This window comes from Allopontixanthobacter sediminis (genome assembly GCF_009828115.1).
In the GTDB taxonomy this organism is placed as follows: Bacteria; Pseudomonadota; Alphaproteobacteria; order Sphingomonadales; family Sphingomonadaceae; genus Allopontixanthobacter; species Allopontixanthobacter sediminis.
In genome coordinates, this window is sequence record NZ_WTYL01000002.1 from 508,699 (window position 1) to 526,697 (window position 17,999).

A 17,999-nucleotide genomic window follows, 5' to 3' on the forward strand; every position below is an offset into this window, starting at 1 on the left:
GTTCTTGCACACAGGTGCAGGAACGCAGGACGGCTGCCGATCATTCCCTACGGATGAGCGCCGACTTTTCCTGGATCCAGCCCGAGCCGCACGGGATCTACATCCCCCCTGCCGATTGCTGGATCGATCCCTCGCGCGCGGTGGACAAGGCGCTGGTGACGCATGGCCACGCAGACCATGCGCGCGGCGGGCATGGCCAGACGGTAGCCACGCCGGAAACCCTCGCAATCATGAAACTGCGTTATGCCACCGACGCCGGGGCAACGCCGGTTTCCTACGGCGAGACACTCCGGCTACCAGGCGGCGTCGATGCGACCTATCTGCCCGCGGGCCATGTCCTGGGATCGGCGCAGATTTTGCTCGAACACGCGGGTGAACGGGTGATCGTGACCGGCGATTACAAGCGCCGGGCGGATCCCACCTGTCCGCAATTCGAAGTCACCCCTTGTGACATTCTAATTACCGAGGCGACGTTCGGGTTGCCGCTGTTCATCCACCCGCCGATCGAAGCGGAAATGGGCAAGCTGCTGCAGGCGCTGGCGGATAATCCGGACGCCTGCGTGCTTGTCGGGGCCTATGCGCTGGGCAAGGCGCAGCGGGTAATCGCGGAACTGCGCGCAGCGGGACACAGCGATCCGATCTATCTTCACGGCGCCATGGAAAAGATGTGCCGCCTGTACGAGGAATGGGGCGTTGAATTGGGCGAATTGCGCCTGGTTGCCGATCATTCGAAGGACGACATGCGCGGCGCCATTGTGGTTTGCCCGCCCTCGGCGCTGAACGACCGGTGGAGCCGCCGGCTACCCGATCCGATCACCGCGATGGCCAGCGGATGGATGCGGGTGCGCCAGCGGGCCCGGCAGCGGAACGTGGAACTGCCGCTGATCATCTCCGACCATGCCGATTGGCACGAGCTGACCCGCACCATCGAGGAAGTGAACCCGCAGGAAAGCTGGATCACCCACGGACGGGAAGAAGCGCTGCTGCGCTGGTGCCAGCTCAACCAGCGCCGCGCACGGGCGCTGGCTCTGGTTGGCTATGACGATGAGGACGATTGAGGTGAGGCGGCTACTTGATCGCCGCCAGGTCGCGCTCGACCTGGGCCAGGATCTCGTCGGTAATTGCGCCGCCGGAGAACGGCTGCACCGTCCGAAGGCTCATCGTCTTGAACATGTCATAGGATGCATGCGTCGTGGTGCCGGGCAGGTGCTTGTCCAGAACCGCCTTGGCCGCCGGGTCTGCAGCCAGCGCTTCGATCGGCGTGTCGAGCGTGTATTTCGCGGCGGTCGCTTCCCCGGCTTCGGCAGGCGGCGCATCCTGCGCGGCGATCGGGGCGAACGGCAGCAAGGCAGTGGCAGCAAACAACGCAATCTTCATGGCATTGGGTCCTTTGGTCGGAATGGATTGGTAGTCCCGCTGTCAATATCGCAAGTTTTCGGGCCCGCCTATCGCAAAACGGCAGCGCAGGCGGAGCGGCACTGACATGGAAGCCTTTGCCGCCCTGCTCGACCGCCTGGTCTATACCGGCAGCCGGAATGCCAAGCTGGCGCTGATCGCACGGTATCTGCAGGAAACTCCCGACCCCGACCGCGGCTGGGCGCTGGCGGCACTGACCGACGGGCTCGATTTTGCGGCAGTCAAGGGATCGACGATCCGGAACCTGATGGCGGACCGGGTCGACCCGGTGCTGTGGGCGCTCAGTCGGGACTTTGTCGGCGATACGGCGGAGACCGCCAGCCTGCTGTGGCCGGAACCCGTATCCGACGTCATGCCGCCGCCGACCGTATCGCAAGCGGTTGAATTGCTTGGCAACATGACGCGGGCGAACGCACGCACCGAACTCGCCAGGCTACTCGACCGGCTTGATCCCTCTGGGCGCTACGCGCTGCTGAAGATGGCCACCGGAGCAATGCGGATCGGGATTTCTGCACGGCTTGGGAAGGTCGCGTTCGCACAGGCGTTCGATGTCTCGGTAGATGAGGTCGAGGAATATTGGCACGGCCTCCAGCCGCCCTACGCCGAATTGTTCGCTTGGGCAGCGGAGGGGGCGGACCCGCCGGACACCGGCAGCCTGCCACTGTTCCGCCCGTTCATGCTGGCGCATCCGCTGGAAGAGACCGTGGTTTCGATGGAGGAGTATGCGGCCGAATGGAAATGGGACGGGATTCGGGTCCAACTGGTCCACGCCGACAACGATAGCGGCGGGGAGACACGGCTCTATTCGCGTTCGGGCGACGATATCTCGGCAACCTTCCCGGAACTGCTCCCGGCGCTGTCGATCCCTGCCGTGCTCGACGGCGAATTGCTGGTCCGCGGGTCGCACCAAGGCGGTGAGAGCGGGCCGGACAAACAGGGCGGGGCGGCCAGTTTCAACGCGCTGCAACAGCGCCTCGGACGCAAGACGGTTAGCAAGAAGATGCTTGCCGAAGCGCCTGCGTTCGTGCGGCTATATGATGCGCTGGTGATCGAAGGCGAGGATCTGCGCGCCCTGCCGTGGTCCGAGCGGAGGGACCGGCTCGAGCAATTCCTCCCGCGCCTGCCGGTCGAGCATTTCGATCTCTCCCGGATCGTCGATGCGGAGGATTTCGCGCAGCTTGCGCAAATTCGCGAAGCCGCGCGCGACGATGCGATCGAGGGGCTGATGCTGAAACGCCGCGACAGCCCTTATGTCGCCGGGCGCAGGACCGGTCTGTGGTACAAATGGAAACGCGACCCGCTGCTGATCGACGCGGTGCTGATGTATGCGCAGCGCGGTAGCGGCAAGCGCTCGAGCTTTTATTCCGACTACACCTTCGGCTGCTGGGCCGGCGATCCCGACGAGGGTGCCGAATTGCTGCCCGTCGGCAAAGCCTATTCCGGCTTCACTGACGAGGAACTGAAAAAGATCGACCGGCACGTGCGCCAAAACACCCTCAACCGGTTCGGGCCGGTGCGCGAGGTCGAACGCAGCCTGGTGTTCGAAGTTGCCTTCGATTCGGTCCACCTGAGCAAGCGCCACAAGTCGGGTCTCGCCATGCGGTTCCCCCGCATCCACCGCATCCGGTGGGACAAACCGGCGCATGAAGCAGACCGGATCGCGGCGCTGGAAAAACTGATTCGCGATTGACCGCCGTTGCCCGGCCCGCAGGCCGCGCTTGCATTGACGGGCGGAAGGTGTTTCTTCCCGCGAATCCTATGGACAATTACGATCCGTCACGCCGCATCCTGGCAATCGGCATTACCGCCTTGGCCGGCTTCGTCGACGCGGCGGGCTTTCTGGCCGGGGACCGCTATTTCGTGTCGTTCATGTCCGGCAACACCACCCGGCTGGCGGTCGATCTGGTCACCGACCTCGCACAGGCGCTGATCCCGCTCGGCCTGATCGGCGGTTTTGTAATCGGCGTAACGGCAGGCGCCATCGTATCCGATCGGGCCGGACAATGGCGCAAGACCGCGGTACTCACATTAGCCAGCGCGCTGCTCGGGGCAGCGCTGCTGGCCCATTCTTTCGGCTTCGCAGGCGCGATGATGGCCTGCATGGTCCTCGCGATGGGGGTGCTCAACAACAGCTTCCGGCGCAATGGAGAGGTCGCCGTCGGAGTGACCTACATGACCGGCGCGCTGGTCCGCATCGGGCAAGTCATCGCTGCAGGTCTGCAGGGCCGGTCGCTGCCGGGATGGCGGATGACACTGGCGCTGTGGCTCGGGCTGGTTAGCGGTGCGATCGCCGGCGCGGCAGTGTATCTGACTGCGGAAATGGCGGCGTTTGGCGCGGCATAGGCGTGGGCGGTGTGCCTCGCATTGCGGGCCCGGTGGATCGAAACCAGGGCGACTAGTCCCTGATCGCGAAGATCTTGTCCCGACTAGTTGCGCCGCGCAACATTTGCAGCCGAGACGGCGGCAGTCCCAAGGCCTTAGCGAGCAATTTCAGCACCGCATCGTTCGCCGCACCGCTTTCCGGTTGGGCGCGAACCTTGACCAGTACCCGGCCCGCTTCGATTGAAACCGCTTCCGACCGTGCGCCCGGCGTAGCCCGGACGGCCAGATGCCCTCCCTCGCTTGCCAACGCCCGCAGGTCGTCGGCGGGCGGCAGATCAGTCCTGGGCCGCGCCATCCGCGGCCGCCTGGTGGTCGCGGGCGTTTTGGGCATAATGCACCACACCCGCGCGCATGCCCATGATCGCTGCATCATCCAGTTCGCGCATGAACCGCGCGGGGCGCCCGCCCCACAGGCTGCGCGCCTCCATTACCTTGCCCTCGGTCAGCATCGCGCCCGCCGCCAGCATCGCGTCCGAGCCGATCACCGCCTTGTTCATGGCAATCGCGCCGAGTCCGATGAAGCCGCGATCCTCGATGACACAGCCGTGCAGCATCGCGAGATGGCCGACCAGCACGTCGTCTCCGATGATCAGCGGCGATCCGTCCGGGTCACCAGGACGCGCGGGGTCGCAGTGGAGCACGCTGCCGTCCTGGACATTGGTGCGCTCGCCGATCACGATCCGGCTGACGTCGGCGCGCAGCACGCAATTGTACCAGATCGAGGAATCCGCGCCGATCTCCACGTCACCGATGATCCGGCATCCCGGGGCGATGAAGGCGCTGTCATGGATCCTCGGAGATTTGCCGTGGATCGCCATGATCGTAACGTCGGGCCTGCCGGTCATTGCTGCTGTTCCCATTCCTCGCGTGAAATCGAATAGACGATCGTGTCGCGCCAGGGCGGATCGTAGCGATCGTCGGGATAGTCCAGATCCTCGCGCCGGCGCATGCCGAGGCGGATCATCAGGCCCCAACTGGCGCGGTTCTCGGCCACGGTCAGGGCCATGATCTGCTTTGCGCCGAACTGGGTGAAACCGGCATCGAGCGATGCCGCCGCTGCCTCGCGCGCGTAACCCTTGCCCCAGGCATCTTCACGCAGGCGCCAGCCAATTTCCATCTCGCCGGTAACGGTGCTGCCCGGCGCGTCGGCCCGCTTCAGGCCGCAGAAGCCAAGCACCTCGCCCGCGAGGTGGCCCTCATCGCGTTTGCGCTCAACCAGCCAGAAACAGTGTCCGTTGGTGGCGGTACATTGCTCGATTCGGGTGCGCTGCTGCGCGATACCGGTGCCATCCAGCACTCCGCCAAGCCATTCCATGACCACAGGCGTGTTGGTGACGCGGAAGAAAGCTTCCCAATCCCCCTCGCTGGTGAATTCGCGCAGCACAAGCCGCTCTGTTTCTATGCGGAAGTCAGTCATTCAGGATCCGGCGTTCAGGAGACGGGCCGCATGGGCCGCGTGATATGTCAGGATTCCGGTGCATCCGGCGCGTTTGAACGCCAGCAAAGTTTCCAGCACCAGCGCATCGCGGTCGCCCGCGCCCGCCGCTGCCGCGGCTTCGATCATCGCGTATTCGCCGCTCACCTGGTAGGCGAACACCGGCACTTCGAAGCGCGCCTTCACCTTTGCGACGATGTCGAGATAGGGCAGCCCGGGCTTGACCATCACGCTGTCTGCACCCTCGGCGATGTCCAGCGCCACTTCGCGCAAGGCTTCCTCGCTGTTCGCCGGGTCCATCTGGTAACTTTTCTTGTCGCCTTTCAGCAGCCCGCTCGATCCCACCGCATCGCGGAACGGTCCGTAGAAGGCGGAGGCGTATTTCGCGGCATATGCCATGATCTGGACGTTGTGGTGGCCGCCCATCTCCAACGCCATCCGGATCGCCTTGACCCGGCCGTCCATCATGTCGGACGGAGCGATGATGTCCGCACCAGCTTCGGCCTGGTTGATCGCCTGGTCGACCAGCACCGCGACGGTTTCGTCGTTGAGGACATAGCCGCCATCATCGACCAGCCCGTCCTGCCCGTGCGCGGTATAGGGGTCGAGCGCGACATCGGTCAGGATGCCGATCCGGTCGCCGCATTCGTCGCGCACGGCGCGGATGGCGCGGCACATCAGATTGTCGGGATTGATCGCTTCCGCGCCGTCTTCGCTGCGCCGGTCCGGCTGGGTGTGGGGAAACAGCGCGATGCACGGAATGCCGAGGTCGACCGCTTCCGACGCCCGGGCCACGATCCCGTCGACCGACCAGCGCGATACGCCGGGCAGCGACGCAATCGGATGCTCGACCCCCGTCCCCTCGGTGACGAACATCGGCCAGATCAGGTCCGCAGGGGTCAGCATGGTTTCGCGGTGGAGCGCGCGGCTCCAACCGGTGGCACGGCTGCGGCGAAGGCGAAGTGCGGGATAGGATGCGGTCATGCACCCCTGTTGCCCGATTTGCGCAAAAGTTCAATCGGCAGCGCGCCGACCGGGCGGTTCAGCCGATTTTCCTGGGAGCTTCAATCTTGTCGATTTCGCGCACCGGCGCTTCCGGCTCATTCGATGCGGGCGCGATATTGGCCAGCGCCGCGCCAGCTTCGACGGTCTTCAGCTTCGCCAGCGATGCGCGGAATTCCCGCAGTTCCGCGCCGGAGAGTTCCGCCCGGGTCACGAAATTGACCGACGCGGGATCGACCGCCCGGCCCGACCGGTACATTTCGTAATGGAGATGCGCGCCGGTCGACAGGCCGGTCGAGCCGACATAGCCAATCACCTGTCCGCGCCGGACCGACTGGCCGCCGCGCACCGCCATCCGGCTCATGTGGCAATAGCGGGTCTGCAAGCCGCCGCCGTGATCCAGCCGGACCGCGTTGCCACAGCCGCCCATCCGTCCCGCTCCGCTGACCCGGCCGTCGGTGACCGCGACGATCGGCGTGCCGTGACTGGCGCGGAAGTCGAGACCCGCATGCATCCGCCGGTAACCGAGGATCGGATGGCGGCGCATCCCGAAACGGGAGGAGACCCGGCCCGGGACCGGCGACACCATCCCGCTGCGCTGTTCTCCCACGCCGGAAGCCTCGAAAAAGCGGCCGTCGCGGCCCCAGCGCATCAGCTGCGTGGTGGTTTTCCCGCTTCGCTCGATCCCGGCAAACAGCAGCTGGCCCGCTTGGCGTTCGCCTGTGGCCGCGCGCTTATGCGCGATGATGATGTCAAACGTGTCGGTGGCGCGGACGGAGCGGTCCATGTCGACCTGGTCGCCCAACGTCTTGAGATATTGCTGCACGGCGCTCGCCGGCGCGCCCGCGGCCCGGGCGGAGCGGTACAGGCTTTGCCCGACAGTCCCGCGAATGCGCAGCGGGGTTTCGTCCACTGCGATCGGTTTGCGGAGCAGGGCGAGGTTTCCGCCGACCCGTTCGATCGACAGTTCGAGGTCGAAGCGTGCACGAAAGTTGAGCGCATCGAGCGGACGCGCCTCACCCGGTGCGGGGCGGCGGCCCAAAGTAATATCGACTTGCGTGCCGGATTCGATATCCTGCAGCGGCATCGTGCGCGCGACCAGTTCGGTCACCCGAACGGCGTCACCAGAGCCGACCCCTGCACGTTGCAACATGCGGCCGAAACTGTCGCCCCTGACCAGCGTCGCGAGCATTTCAAGCTGGGGGCGTTCCGGCACCGATTTGAGCGGCACCACCGCTTCGGTCGCGCCCATGTGTCGGCCGCTGTCAGCGCCGAGCGCCAGCGGCATGATCATCTGGCTGCGAAATTCGTCGCGCGCGCTATCGTTGATCGCCATGGCCGGGGCCGCTTCGACCGGGGAGAAATCCGGCCAGAACGCCAGCGACAGGGCAGACAGGCCGAGGAAGGTGCCGAAGCCGCGAAACCACCGGCGGCTGCCGATTTTCTCGGCGAGATCGGGCGCGAGATCGACCGATTCGAGCCTCTGCGAAATTGCGAGGCGCCATTCTTCGAACCTGTCGGCAAAACTGTGGGCGCGCTGGAAAACTATCCGTTCGCCGGCCGGCGCATCTTCCGTCGCGCGAGAAGCTTCCGCCGCACTGGTAGCGGGTTCCAGCGCAGCCCCTGCTTCGTCGGCCAGGATCTGGCTGTGACACAGTTCCACCCGGTCGGAAGCATCCGACCTGCCGCCTGTGATCCCGTCATTTTCGCGCGAAGTGTACAGCGCGACCTCCTCGTACGGTCTGTGGCAATTGCTTTGCCGAAGGACCTTGCTGATGGCCCTCGACGGTTTCCCTGCACATTTAAAGTTAATACCGGTTTAAAGTGCGCCCACCCGAGTCCGGTTTGAGACAGGCCGTGCAATCGCGGCTGTTAATGGCGAGAACCGCGCGGTTGTGAATCGCCCGGCGCGATGCCACATTGCAGATGTGACCCGTCCCCCTCTCGACGCTTCCCGGATCAAGGCGGTCCTCGGTCCGACCAATACCGGCAAGACCCATCTGGCAATCGAAAGAATGTGCGGCCATTCGAGCGGCGCAATCGGATTTCCGCTGCGGTTGCTGGCGCGCGAAGTCTATGACCGGGTGGTGCGGATCAAGGGCGAAGCGCAGGTGGCGCTGATCACCGGCGAGGAGCGGATCGAACCGCCTGGCGCTCGCTATTACTGTTGCACCGCCGAAGCAATGCCGGTCCAGCGTACCCATGACGGCGGCACCCACAGCTTCCTGGCGCTGGACGAAGCGCAGCTCGGCGCGAACCGGGAACGCGGGCATATTTTCACCGACCGGCTGCTCAACGCGCGCGGGCGGGACGAAACCATGCTGCTGGGGGCCGCAACGCTGGAGCCAATGGTGCGCGCGCTGCATCCCGATGCGGAGATCATCAAGCGTCCGCGGTTTTCTACCCTGACCCACATCGGTCCGCGCAAATTGTCACGCTTGCCGCCACGCAGCGCGATCGTCGCCTTCTCCGCCGAACAGGTTTACGCGGTGGCCGAAATGCTGCGCCGGTTTCGCGGGGGTTCGGCGGTGGTGATGGGCGCGCTGAGCCCGGAAACCCGCAACCGGCAGGTCGAATTGTTCCAGTCCGGCGAAGTCGATTACATCGTCGCCACCGACGCCATCGGCATGGGCCTCAATCTCGACATCAACCATGTCGCCTTCGCGTCGCTCACGAAATATGACGGGGTCCGCAAACGGCGCCTGATGCCCGCCGAAATGGCCCAGATTGCCGGTCGTGCCGGCCGCCATCAGCGGGACGGAACCTTCGGCACCCTGTCGGGCGTCGGCAAGGACGGCGGGGGTTCAGGACGTCATGACGGCGAACCGGTCGAATTTACCGAAGAAGAGATTCACGCAATCGAGGAACACCGGTTCGCCCCGCTGACGCGGCTGTATTGGCGCGATTCGCAGCCGCGGTTCGACAGTCTGCCGGTGCTGATCGGTGACCTCGAAAGCCCGCCGGAAAATCCGGTGCTGGCCCTCGCCCCTGAAGCCATCGACCTCGCCGTGCTGAAGCGCCTTGCCGAAGAGCCTTGGGCGGACCAGATCAGGGGCTCAGGGAACGTGCGGCGGTTCTGGGAAGTGTGCCGCCTGCCTGATTTCCGCCAGCAGGGTGCCGATACGCACAGCCGGTTCGTCGCGCGGCTGTGGCAGGATTTGCAGCGGGGTTACATCGGCGCGGATTATGCTGCCGCCCGGATTTCCGAACTCGACAACATGCAGGGAGATATCCACGCGCTGCAAGGCCGCATTGCCGCGATCCGCAGTTGGGCGTATATCTGCCAGCGACCCGACTGGGTGCTGGCGCGCGACGAGATGGCCGCGCGGGCGCATGCGGTGGAAGCTAAATTGTCGGATGCGCTGCACGGCCGCCTGACCGAGAGATTTGTTAACCGGAGGACCGCAATCCTGATGAAATCAATGGGCCAGGATGCTTCGCTGCTAGCCGTCAGCCTGTCGGATGAAGGCGTCCTGTCGGTAGAGGACGAGCCGATCGGCGCGGTCTCCGGCTTCCGCTTTACCGTCGATCACAGCGCGAGCCATGCCGACCGCAAGATGCTGCTGGCTGCGGGCGAGAAAGCCATGCCGCGCATTCTTTCGGACAAGGTCGATGCCCTGATCGCCTCCGATATGGCGGGTGTCACGCTGGAAGATGGCGGGATCCGGTGGGAAGGCCAGCAGATCGCTTCGCTGTCGGCAGGACCAAGCGCGGCTAGCGCGCGGCTCGTGCCCGACCGGCAGCTTACCCAGCTTCCTGACGGGGCGCGGGCCAAACTTGTCGAGGCGCTGGAAGCATGGCTGGCGGCCCGGATGGCCCCGCTCGCGCCGCTGGCCAAGCTCGAAGAAGCCTCGCGCGATCCCGCCGCCGGGTCGGAAGCCCGTGCGCTGTTGCTGTCGCTGATCGCCGCGCATGGCCACATGACGCGGCAGGCGGCGGGCCTCGAACACTTGCCCAAGGAAACGCGGCCTTTCCTGCGGCGCATCGGGGTGACCTTCGGCGCCCTGGATATTTTTGCGACCGCGTTGCTCAAACCCGCGCCGCGGCAATTGCTCAGCAAACTGGGCGCGGACCCGCGTCCGCTCAATTCGCCGATGATCCCGGTGATCGACTGTTCGGGGGCGCTCCCGTCAGGCTACCGGCATGCCGGCAAACAGGCCGTGCGGATCGACATTGCCGAGAAGATCATCCGCGCCGCCCATGACGCCCGGGGCAAAAGTGCACGGCGCAAGTTCGTCCTCGACCCTGCCCTCGCGGTCTCGACCGGTTTGACGCCGGATAGCTATGTCTACCTGCTGGGACAAGCCGGGTTTCGCCGGACTGAAGGTCGCGCGCTGGCCGAGGGTGCATCGGGTCCGCCCGCACCGGACCAATGGGAATGGCAACCTTCGCGGGGCAGGCCCTCACGCGGCAAGCCTTCAGGCGACAAGAGTGCGCGACGACCTCAGGCAGGTTCGCACCGAAGCAAGGACCCGCGCGCTACCGCCACCAAGCCCCATGAAAGGACCGGGGCACCGGCGAAAAAGCCGCCGAGAGCAGCGCCTGCGAAACCCGCGCCCAACCCGAACAGCGCCTTCGCCGGCCTCGCGGATCTGCTGCGGTAATGCGGATCGATCTTCTGCTGTGTTATCTGCGCTTCGTTAAGTCACGAAGCTGCGCCCAGCGGTTGATCGGCGAAGGGCATGTTCGCCGCAACGGACAGCGAGTCAGCCGCGCCAGCCAGCCGGTCGGACAAGGCGATGTGCTGACACTCCCGCTCGGTTCGCGGATCATGGTGGCACAAATCTGCGCGTTGCCCACAAGGCGCGGGCCCCCTGCGGAGGCGCAAATGTGTTATCTGCCGCTTGACCCGCAATGCCAATCCGCCATAGCAAAATCCGCAGACCAATCGATTTCAAACCACCGGACTTAAGGGGAACGCGCAGCCATGACATATGTCGTCACCGAGGCGTGCATCAAATGCAAATATACCGACTGCGTCGAAGTCTGTCCGGTGGACTGTTTCTACGAAGGCGAGAACATGCTGGTGATCAATCCCAGCGAATGCATCGACTGCGGTGTGTGCGAACCGGAATGTCCGGCTGAAGCGATCCTGCCCGATACCGAAGACAATCTGGAAAAATGGCTTGAGCTGAACACCAAGTTCTCAGCGGAATGGCCCAACATCACCAGCCAGAAAGAACCCCCCGCCGATGCCGACGAGCATAAGGGCGAAGAGGAAAAGTTCGACAAGTACTTCACTCCCGAACCCGGTGAAGGCGACTAGGAAGTCGCGCGCGTCCTGACCGGCGCCAACGTACGTTTACCGGTCAGACAAGGCAAAACGGACCGCATGGTGCACTGCGGCGGACCATTCCGCATGCGGGGTGGAAATTCGGCTGCGCCTGTGCTATATACTGCGCAACTGCACGGGTCAGCCGCTTTCGGTCGTGGTCCTGCAGGCGTAGTATCTGGAAAGGCGCAGACCACCCAACCTCAGCAAGAATTCCGAATTTGGCCGTGCAATAGCGCGGTCGGCAGGACATTTGACTGACGTTCGGGGCACTGCCCGCACGAAAGGATTTTATATGGCGACCAAGGCAAATGCCTTCGATGTCGGCGATTACGTAGTGTATCCCAAGCACGGGGTAGGCCGGGTAATCGAACTCCAGAATGAAGAAATCGCCGGAATGCAGCTCGAGCTGTATGTTTTGCGGTTCGAAAAAGAACGCATGACCCTGCGGGTGCCGACCAACAAGGTCGACGCGATCGGAATGCGCAAATTGTCGAGCGACAAGACGCTGAAGGAAGCGATGGAAACGCTCAAGGGCAAACCCAAGGTCAAGCGCACCATGTGGTCGCGCCGGGCTCAGGAATACGAAGCGAAGATCAACTCCGGTGACCTGGTTTCGATCGCCGAAGTCACCCGCGACCTGTTCCGCCCCGAAGACCAGCCGGAACAGAGCTATTCCGAACGGCAGATCTTCGAAGCAGCTTCCAGCCGTCTCGCCCGCGAGTTGGCGGCGATGGAAAAGACCGACGAACCGGCCGCTTTGCTGAAAATCCTTGAAGTCCTGCGCGAACACGCGCCGCAATATTACGATAACGCCGAACCGGTGTAATCGCGGATCCGCCTGTTGGTGCAGATCACGATTGAATGAATTGGGGCCGCCTGGAAGGGCGGCCCTTTTTCGTAGGTCCTCACGCCGCACTTGCCACCACCCCCTTGCTGTATTAGGTTAGCAATACAGATGGTACAGTTTATTGGCAGGAGGATCGTATGTTGCGCGGAATTTCCAGGATGTGGGGCCCACTTGCGGCGATGGTCATGGCGGCCGGGCTCGCGGCGTGTGACGGATCGAATATCAAGATCAACGGGGAGGAAGGCGTGCCGCTGGCCGACCTCGACCTGAGCGGCGATCCGCCCACCGTTCTCGTACTCGCCGGCCCGGACAGCGTTCGGGTTACCGACGGCGACACGCTGACAATCTCAGTCGAAGGGGATCAGGCGGCGATCGATGCGTTGCGCTTTTCGCGAGACGGCAAGACCCTCGCGATCACGCGGCTCGATGGCAGCTGGAAAGACACCGGCAAGGCAAAGGTGTTCGTCACCATGCCCTCACCCGAAGAGCTCACGCTGCTGGCGTCCGGCACCATCGAAGCGGATTCACTGTCGCGCGATGCCTCCGTGCAGGTTCTCGGATCGGGCAAGGTCACGGTCGGGCGCGTGGCCGCGGATTCGCTGAACGTGAACATCGCCGGTTCGGGCAGTTACGAGGGAACTGGCTCGGTCACCGAACTGGAGGTCGCCATGGCCGGTTCGGGCAGCGCCGCGATGCCGGGGCTAAAAGTGGCCAAGGCCGATGTCTCCATCATGGGGTCCGGCGGCACGGAGTTCGATTCCGACGGGGAAGTCACCGCCAATATCATGGGTTCGGGTAATGTTACCGTGAACGGCCGGGCGACTTGCACGCTCAATTCCCTCGGCTCCGGCAAGCTCACCTGCAATTCGGTGCAACAGGCCGACAAGTAATCGACGGGTTTGCCATCCGGGGCTATGGTGCGCGCGAGAGGAATTTCCATGCGCGCACTATTCCCCCTTCTGGCCCTGGGTTCGTCGATACTGCTACCGGGCTGCATTGCGCGTACGGCACTGGATGTCGTCACCGCGCCCGTGAAGGTGGTCAGCAAGGCCGCCGACCTCGCCACCACCAGCCAGTCGGAAGCGGACGAGAAGCGCGGGCGCGAAATTCGCAAGCGCGAGGAACAGCTGGGCAAGCTTGACCGGAAGCGGGAAAAACTTGCCGATAAGTGCGATGACGGCGATAGTTCCGCCTGCCGCGATCTCGAGGCGGTGGAGGCCGAAATGCGCGCGCTCAGTCCCGCAGTCCCCGTCGAACCGTACCGCCGGTAAACTCCGTCAGGACGCCGACGCACGGCGAAGCCGGTCGTTGATCGCCGCGCCGACGCTGGTTTCGGGGATCGGAGCGACCGCAATCCTCGGCTGGGTAGAGGCGGCACCCCGGTGCAGCGCCGCGTAAAGATTAGCGGCTGCTTCGGACAGATCACCGCCTGGGGACAGATTGTACTCGCCGGCAATCCCGCCGAACCCGATCATGAATTCATCAGCTTCAGGTTTCGCCGCAGCGAGCCGCACTGGTTTGCCCGGAGAATAATGGGACCTCATCTGGCCAGGCGCTTCGATTTCCGCCGTAGGGTTTGCGCCTACCATGCCGAACTCGGTTAAACGGCCAAGATCGAACGGCCCCGGACGCAGGACTTCCAGGGTGCCGTTATCGCGCACCGCAAGGATCGTCGATTCCAGGCCCGCTTCGCACGCACCCCCGTCGAGAATTGCGTCGATCCGCCCTCCGAGCGAAGCGGCAACATGCGCTGCGGTCGTCGGGCTGACGGCGTTGCTCGGATTGGCCGAGGGTGCAGCAAGGACACAGCCGCTTTGCCGGATCAGCGCGCGCATCACCGGGTGCGCCGGCATCCGGAGGGCAATCGTCGGCAGGCCTGCGTATACGCCCTTCGCCAGCGATGCCCCTTCCCGCCGCGGCAAGACCAGCGTTACCGGCCCGGGCCATACCTCTTGCGCGATGCGCCGCGCGCGTTCTGAAAATTCGGCCAGCGCCTCCGCCTGCTCCACCGCGTCGACATGGACGATCAGCGGGTTGAAGCCCGGACGACCTTTCGCGGCGTAGATGCCGGCGACCGCTACCGGGTCATCCGCTCGGGCGGCAAGTCCGTAAACCGTCTCCGTCGGAACGGCGACCAAGCCCCCGGATTGCAGGATTCGCGCGGCGCGGGTGATCCCGGCGCGGTTCGCCTCCAGCATTTCCGTAGCGTTCTTGCCCGTCATGCCGGTCCGCTATAGTGGGGGCGCTGAAAAGCCAAGAAATTCCCGAGACGATTTGACCTAACGTTAGCCGCAAGGAAATTCCCGTGACCCCCTACACCGCCGCCACCCAGGATCAGTTGCTCGCTATCAGGATTTGCGGCGGGATCGAGGAGCTTGCGGCATCCGAGCGGTTTGCCGCGGCAGAACCGGATATGGTCGAGGCTATCGTCGAGGGGATAGGCGCTTTTGCGGCAGGTGAATGGGCGCCGCTCAACCGGATCGGCGACACCGAAGGCGCACAACTCCAGAACGGGGTCGTGCGGCTGCCCGATGGTTTTGCGGAAGCTTACGAAGCTTATGTCGAACAGGGCTGGAACGCGATTTCCGCGCCCGCCGAATTCGGCGGGCAAGGTCTGCCGAGCGTGCTGGGCTGCAATGTGCTGGAAAACCTGGGCACGGCAAATTTCGCCTTCAACCTCCTGCCGATGCTGTCCATCGGTGCGGTCGAAGCGCTCGAGGATCACGGCAGCGCGGCGCAGAAGGCGCTTTACATGCCCAGGCTGGTGAGCGGCGAATGGTCGGGCACGATGAACCTGACCGAACCGCAGGCGGGCAGCGATGTCGGCGCCCTGCGCACCACCGCCGTTCCGATCGAGGATGGGGAACATGCCGGCAAATACCGCATCACCGGCCAGAAGATCTACATCACCTGGGGCGAACACGAACTGGCGAGGAACATCATCCATCTGGTGCTGGCCCGCACCCCCGGTGCGCCGGAAGGTTCGCGGGGCATTTCGCTGTTCGTGGTCCCGAAATATCTGGTCAACGCCGACGGATCACTCGGGCCGAAGAACGATCTGCGCTGCGTCAGCCTGGAACATAAGCTGGGCATCAACGCATCGCCGACCTGCGTCATGTCCTATGGCGACAATGGCGATTGCATCGGCGAGTTGGTCGGGGCGGAAAATCGCGGACTTGCGGCTATGTTCACGATGATGAATTCCGCCCGCATCAATGTTGGCAGCCAGGGTGTGCAGATCGCCGAACGGGCATTGCAGCAGGCGGTCCATTATGCCGCCGACCGAGTGCAGTCGGCGCGCGCCGGCGCGCCAGACCGCACAGCAGTCCCGATCATCGAACACCCGGACGTACGCCGAATGCTGATGAGGATGAAGGCGCTCACCGAAGGCATGCGGGCGCTGCTTTACTACACCGCGGGACAAGTCGACCGCGGCACTTTGGGCAACGAAGCCGCCGCACTGCGCGGCGAAGTGCTGGTCCCGCTCATCAAGGCGTGGGGGACCGACACCGGGGTCGAAGTCGCCAGCATCGGCGTGCAGGTCCACGGCGGAATGGGATTCGTCGAGGAAACCGGCGCGGCCCAGCATTACCGCGACGCACGGATTGCACCGATCTACGAAGGCACCAACGGCATCCAGGCGGCCGATCTGGTCACCCGCAAACTCGGCTTCGAAAGCGGCGGAGTGTTCGCCGCGCTTATGGCGGACATCGCACGGGACGCTACGGACGAACCGGCATTGTTCGCCCTCGCAGGCGACTGCGCCGCCATCGGCGTGTGGATGCGCGACGAGGCCAGCCTCGATGACCGCCTCGCCGGAAGCGTACCGTTCTGCGAAATGTGCGCCGTCGCGGTCGCCGGATGGCAGATGCTGCGGCAAAAAAACGCGGTGGAAGCAGGCGCCGCAACCTCACTCGCCGCGGTGAAACCGGCCACGACGCGCTTCTTCCTCGACCACATCGTGCCCGAGGCCGCCGGGCTTAAGGCCTCCGCGGTAGCGGGCGCCAGCGGGCTATACGAACTCAGCGCGCTGCAACTGGCGGGGTGAGACCCGCGGCAGCCGCTATTCGGCAACCTGTTCGCGTGCGTATTCCTCGACGAAGCGTGCCCGCGGGTCGCCTTGGAGCTGGCGCTGCGGCGGCAATGATCGGCGTTCGGGTTGGACGATTGCGGCGCGAGGTGCTGCGCCCGGCGCGGTAACCCGCCAGATGATCCCGGCGGTATCGTCGCTGACCAGCAGCGACCCGTCACCGGCAAAATCGACCCAGGTGGGGCGTCCCTTGGTAGTGCCGTTGTCGTTGAGGAAGCCGGTCAGGACGGGCACTGGCTTGCCCAGCGGATTGCCCCGGTTGTCAAACGCGACATACACCACGTCGTAACCCGAGGCGGGCTTGCGGTTCCACGAACCGTGGCGCGCGATGAACGCGCCGTTGCCGAATTTCTCGCCCATCGTGCTGCCTTCTTCGCTGAAGACGAGGCCGAGTGCGGCAACGTGGGGGCCGAGGGCGAATTCGGGATAGCGCGCATATTCGGTGGTATAGGCGGGCATCGGCGCGTCGACGCGCCGGTCGATCGTGTCCTTGTAATAAACCCACGGCCAGCCGTAATTCGCCCCAACCGGCACGTTGGTGAGGTAATCGGGCACGAGGTCCGAACCGAGCATGTCGCGTTCGTTGACCGTGGTCCACAACTCACCGCTCCACGGGCTGAAATCGAGCCCGTTGGGGTTGCGCAGGCCGGTGGCGAATATGCGCTGGCGGCCAGCTTCCAAGTCATATTCCCAGATCGCCGCGCGACCTTTCTCCACGTCCATGCCCTTCTCGCCGATGTTGGAGGCGGAACCGACGGCGACGTAGATCTTGTCGCCATCGGGGCTGAGCGCGATGTTCCGCATCCAGTGGTTACCGGCCGCGGGCAGATCCATCAGCTTTTCGGGATCACCCGTGGTGCTGGCCGCGCCCAGTTCGTAATCATACGCCAGCAGCTCGTCGTGGTTGGCGATATACAGCCGGCCATCACGCCACGCGATGCCGGACGGCGAATCAAGATTGTCGAGCACGGTCAGGCGCTGGTCCGAACGGCCGTCGCCATCCTGGTCGCGCAGCAGGACCAGTTCGTTGGCCGACGTACCGGTAGCCCCGGCGCGCGACATCAGGAGGTCCGCAATCCACGCGGTGATGCCGCCGCCATTGTCGGAAGCGGGCGCGCGGGTCAGCGTCACCAGCACGTCGCCATTGGGCAGCGTATGGACGACCCGCGGATGGTCGAGACCCTCGGCAAAGCGGTTCACCACCAGACCCTCAGCCGCAGCGGGTACTTCGCCCGCCGGCCAGCCGACCGGTTCGGCGATGTTGATCGTCGGGATTGTTTCGGCCCTGGGTTCTTGGAGAACTGGCCCTTCGCCCGATACTTCACTCACCGAAAGGTCTGCCGTATCGCCGCGTGATAGCCACCAGAAGACCAGCAGGATCAGGACAATCAGGCCAACGACCCAGGCGAGTATCTTGCGCTTTGTGCTCATGGCGTACCAGATAAGGCAGGGAATGGCTGGCGGCAATGGCTTCCGCGCAGCCGGTTTGCAAAGGCAGGGGAAGCACCTGGCCTTTGCCTTGGCCCCTTGCATATGGCCGCGCTGGACCTAT

18 protein-coding genes are annotated in these 17,999 nt (G+C 64.4%); 10 read left to right on the forward strand and 8 right to left on the reverse strand.

Annotated elements, in window-relative coordinates:
- Window positions 1-53: 53 nt before the first annotated feature.
- Window positions 54-1,058: a ligase-associated DNA damage response exonuclease gene (locus GRI65_RS08160; RefSeq protein WP_160756026.1), complete on the forward strand. Its 1,005-nt coding sequence runs from the start codon at window positions 54-56 to the stop codon at window positions 1,056-1,058.
- 10 nt (window positions 1,059-1,068) lie between these two features.
- Here GRI65_RS08160 and GRI65_RS08165 read toward each other — a convergent pair whose 3' ends face one another.
- Window positions 1,069-1,377 (reverse strand): hypothetical protein, encoded by a 309-nt coding sequence (locus GRI65_RS08165; protein WP_160756027.1) that lies wholly within the window; start codon window positions 1,375-1,377, stop codon window positions 1,069-1,071.
- A 106-nt stretch (window positions 1,378-1,483) separates the two neighbouring features.
- Between GRI65_RS08165 and GRI65_RS08170 the strand changes: the two genes are divergently transcribed.
- A complete protein-coding gene (locus GRI65_RS08170; protein WP_160756028.1) occupies window positions 1,484-3,106 on the forward strand; it encodes a cisplatin damage response ATP-dependent DNA ligase in 1,623 nt (540 codons plus the stop codon).
- Window positions 3,107-3,174: 68 nt separating this feature from the next.
- Entirely contained in the window at window positions 3,175-3,759 is a 585-nt protein-coding gene (locus tag GRI65_RS08175; RefSeq protein WP_160756029.1) for a YoaK family protein, read from the forward strand.
- 52 nt (window positions 3,760-3,811) lie between these two features.
- Here GRI65_RS08175 and GRI65_RS08180 read toward each other — a convergent pair whose 3' ends face one another.
- From GRI65_RS08180 to GRI65_RS08200, 5 genes are read right to left on the reverse strand one after another with little or no spacing between them, the layout of a single operon-like run.
- Window positions 3,812-4,093 (reverse strand): DUF167 domain-containing protein, encoded by a 282-nt coding sequence (locus tag GRI65_RS08180; RefSeq protein WP_160756030.1) that lies wholly within the window; start codon window positions 4,091-4,093, stop codon window positions 3,812-3,814.
- A complete protein-coding gene (locus GRI65_RS08185) occupies window positions 4,074-4,643 on the reverse strand; it encodes a gamma carbonic anhydrase family protein (RefSeq protein WP_160756031.1) in 570 nt (189 codons plus the stop codon). The genes GRI65_RS08180 and GRI65_RS08185 overlap by 20 nt, the downstream gene beginning before the upstream one ends.
- A complete protein-coding gene (locus tag GRI65_RS08190) occupies window positions 4,640-5,215 on the reverse strand; it encodes a GNAT family N-acetyltransferase (RefSeq protein WP_160756032.1) in 576 nt (191 codons plus the stop codon). Before GRI65_RS08190 ends, GRI65_RS08185 begins: the two co-directional genes overlap by 4 nt.
- Window positions 5,216-6,217, reverse strand: a complete 1,002-nt coding sequence (hemB, locus tag GRI65_RS08195) for a porphobilinogen synthase (RefSeq protein ID WP_160756033.1) — start codon at window positions 6,215-6,217, stop codon at window positions 5,216-5,218.
- A gap of 58 nt (window positions 6,218-6,275) precedes the next feature.
- The gene (locus GRI65_RS08200; RefSeq protein WP_332872618.1) at window positions 6,276-7,898 is read right to left on the reverse strand and encodes a M23 family metallopeptidase; all 1,623 of its coding nucleotides are present in this window, start codon (window positions 7,896-7,898) and stop codon (window positions 6,276-6,278) included.
- Window positions 7,899-8,163: 265 nt separating this feature from the next.
- On the opposite strand from GRI65_RS08200, the gene GRI65_RS08205 reads away from it, so the two are divergent.
- The 6 genes from GRI65_RS08205 to GRI65_RS08230 all read left to right on the forward strand — a co-directional run bounded on the left by GRI65_RS08205 (window position 8,164) and on the right by GRI65_RS08230 (window position 13,628).
- Window positions 8,164-10,839, forward strand: a complete 2,676-nt coding sequence (locus GRI65_RS08205) for a helicase-related protein (protein WP_456298123.1) — start codon at window positions 8,164-8,166, stop codon at window positions 10,837-10,839.
- Window positions 10,839-11,147, forward strand: coding sequence for an RNA-binding S4 domain-containing protein (locus GRI65_RS08210; RefSeq protein ID WP_160756034.1), 309 nt, complete (start codon window positions 10,839-10,841; stop codon window positions 11,145-11,147). Before GRI65_RS08205 ends, GRI65_RS08210 begins: the two co-directional genes overlap by 1 nt.
- Before the next feature lie 15 nt (window positions 11,148-11,162).
- Window positions 11,163-11,501 carry a ferredoxin FdxA gene (gene fdxA / locus GRI65_RS08215; protein WP_160756035.1) on the forward strand — a complete coding sequence of 113 codons (339 nt, stop codon included), beginning with the start codon at window positions 11,163-11,165 and terminating at the stop codon, window positions 11,499-11,501.
- Between the two features lie 301 nt (window positions 11,502-11,802).
- On the forward strand, window positions 11,803-12,336 hold the full coding sequence (locus tag GRI65_RS08220) for a CarD family transcriptional regulator (protein WP_160756036.1): 534 nt from the start codon (window positions 11,803-11,805) through the stop codon (window positions 12,334-12,336).
- Window positions 12,337-12,515: 179 nt separating this feature from the next.
- Entirely contained in the window at window positions 12,516-13,247 is a 732-nt protein-coding gene (locus GRI65_RS08225; RefSeq protein ID WP_160756037.1) for a head GIN domain-containing protein, read from the forward strand.
- Between the two features lie 48 nt (window positions 13,248-13,295).
- On the forward strand, window positions 13,296-13,628 hold the full coding sequence (locus GRI65_RS08230) for a hypothetical protein (RefSeq protein WP_160756038.1): 333 nt from the start codon (window positions 13,296-13,298) through the stop codon (window positions 13,626-13,628).
- Window positions 13,629-13,634: 6 nt separating this feature from the next.
- Here GRI65_RS08230 and GRI65_RS08235 read toward each other — a convergent pair whose 3' ends face one another.
- On the reverse strand, window positions 13,635-14,579 hold the full coding sequence (locus GRI65_RS08235; RefSeq protein ID WP_160756039.1) for an L-threonylcarbamoyladenylate synthase: 945 nt from the start codon (window positions 14,577-14,579) through the stop codon (window positions 13,635-13,637).
- Window positions 14,580-14,662: 83 nt separating this feature from the next.
- On the opposite strand from GRI65_RS08235, the gene GRI65_RS08240 reads away from it, so the two are divergent.
- Window positions 14,663-16,405, forward strand: coding sequence for an acyl-CoA dehydrogenase (locus tag GRI65_RS08240; RefSeq protein WP_160756040.1), 1,743 nt, complete (start codon window positions 14,663-14,665; stop codon window positions 16,403-16,405).
- A 15-nt stretch (window positions 16,406-16,420) separates the two neighbouring features.
- Here the strand turns inward: GRI65_RS08240 and GRI65_RS08245 are convergent, their stop codons facing one another.
- Window positions 16,421-17,878, reverse strand: coding sequence for a PQQ-dependent sugar dehydrogenase (locus tag GRI65_RS08245; RefSeq protein ID WP_160756041.1), 1,458 nt, complete (start codon window positions 17,876-17,878; stop codon window positions 16,421-16,423).
- Window positions 17,879-17,999 lie beyond the last annotated feature (121 nt).

Coding starts and splice junctions, on each gene's coding strand:
- GRI65_RS08180 (WP_160756030.1), bottom strand. CDS start 4,093: ATGGCGCGGCCCAGGACTGATCTGCCGCCCGCCGACGACCTGCGGGCG.
- GRI65_RS08175 (WP_160756029.1), top strand. CDS start 3,175: ATGGACAATTACGATCCGTCACGCCGCATCCTGGCAATCGGCATTACC.
- GRI65_RS08225 (WP_160756037.1), top strand. CDS start 12,516: ATGTGGGGCCCACTTGCGGCGATGGTCATGGCGGCCGGGCTCGCGGCG.
- hemB (WP_160756033.1), bottom strand. CDS start 6,217: ATGACCGCATCCTATCCCGCACTTCGCCTTCGCCGCAGCCGTGCCACC.
- GRI65_RS08220 (WP_160756036.1), top strand. CDS start 11,803: ATGGCGACCAAGGCAAATGCCTTCGATGTCGGCGATTACGTAGTGTAT.
- GRI65_RS08185 (WP_160756031.1), bottom strand. CDS start 4,643: ATGACCGGCAGGCCCGACGTTACGATCATGGCGATCCACGGCAAATCT.
- GRI65_RS08190 (WP_160756032.1), bottom strand. CDS start 5,215: ATGACTGACTTCCGCATAGAAACAGAGCGGCTTGTGCTGCGCGAATTC.
- GRI65_RS08245 (WP_160756041.1), bottom strand. CDS start 17,878: ATGAGCACAAAGCGCAAGATACTCGCCTGGGTCGTTGGCCTGATTGTC.
- GRI65_RS08160 (WP_160756026.1), top strand. CDS start 54: ATGAGCGCCGACTTTTCCTGGATCCAGCCCGAGCCGCACGGGATCTAC.
- GRI65_RS08170 (WP_160756028.1), top strand. CDS start 1,484: ATGGAAGCCTTTGCCGCCCTGCTCGACCGCCTGGTCTATACCGGCAGC.
- GRI65_RS08235 (WP_160756039.1), bottom strand. CDS start 14,579: ATGACGGGCAAGAACGCTACGGAAATGCTGGAGGCGAACCGCGCCGGG.
- GRI65_RS08210 (WP_160756034.1), top strand. CDS start 10,839: ATGCGGATCGATCTTCTGCTGTGTTATCTGCGCTTCGTTAAGTCACGA.
- fdxA (WP_160756035.1), top strand. CDS start 11,163: ATGACATATGTCGTCACCGAGGCGTGCATCAAATGCAAATATACCGAC.
- GRI65_RS08165 (WP_160756027.1), bottom strand. CDS start 1,377: ATGAAGATTGCGTTGTTTGCTGCCACTGCCTTGCTGCCGTTCGCCCCG.
- GRI65_RS08230 (WP_160756038.1), top strand. CDS start 13,296: ATGCGCGCACTATTCCCCCTTCTGGCCCTGGGTTCGTCGATACTGCTA.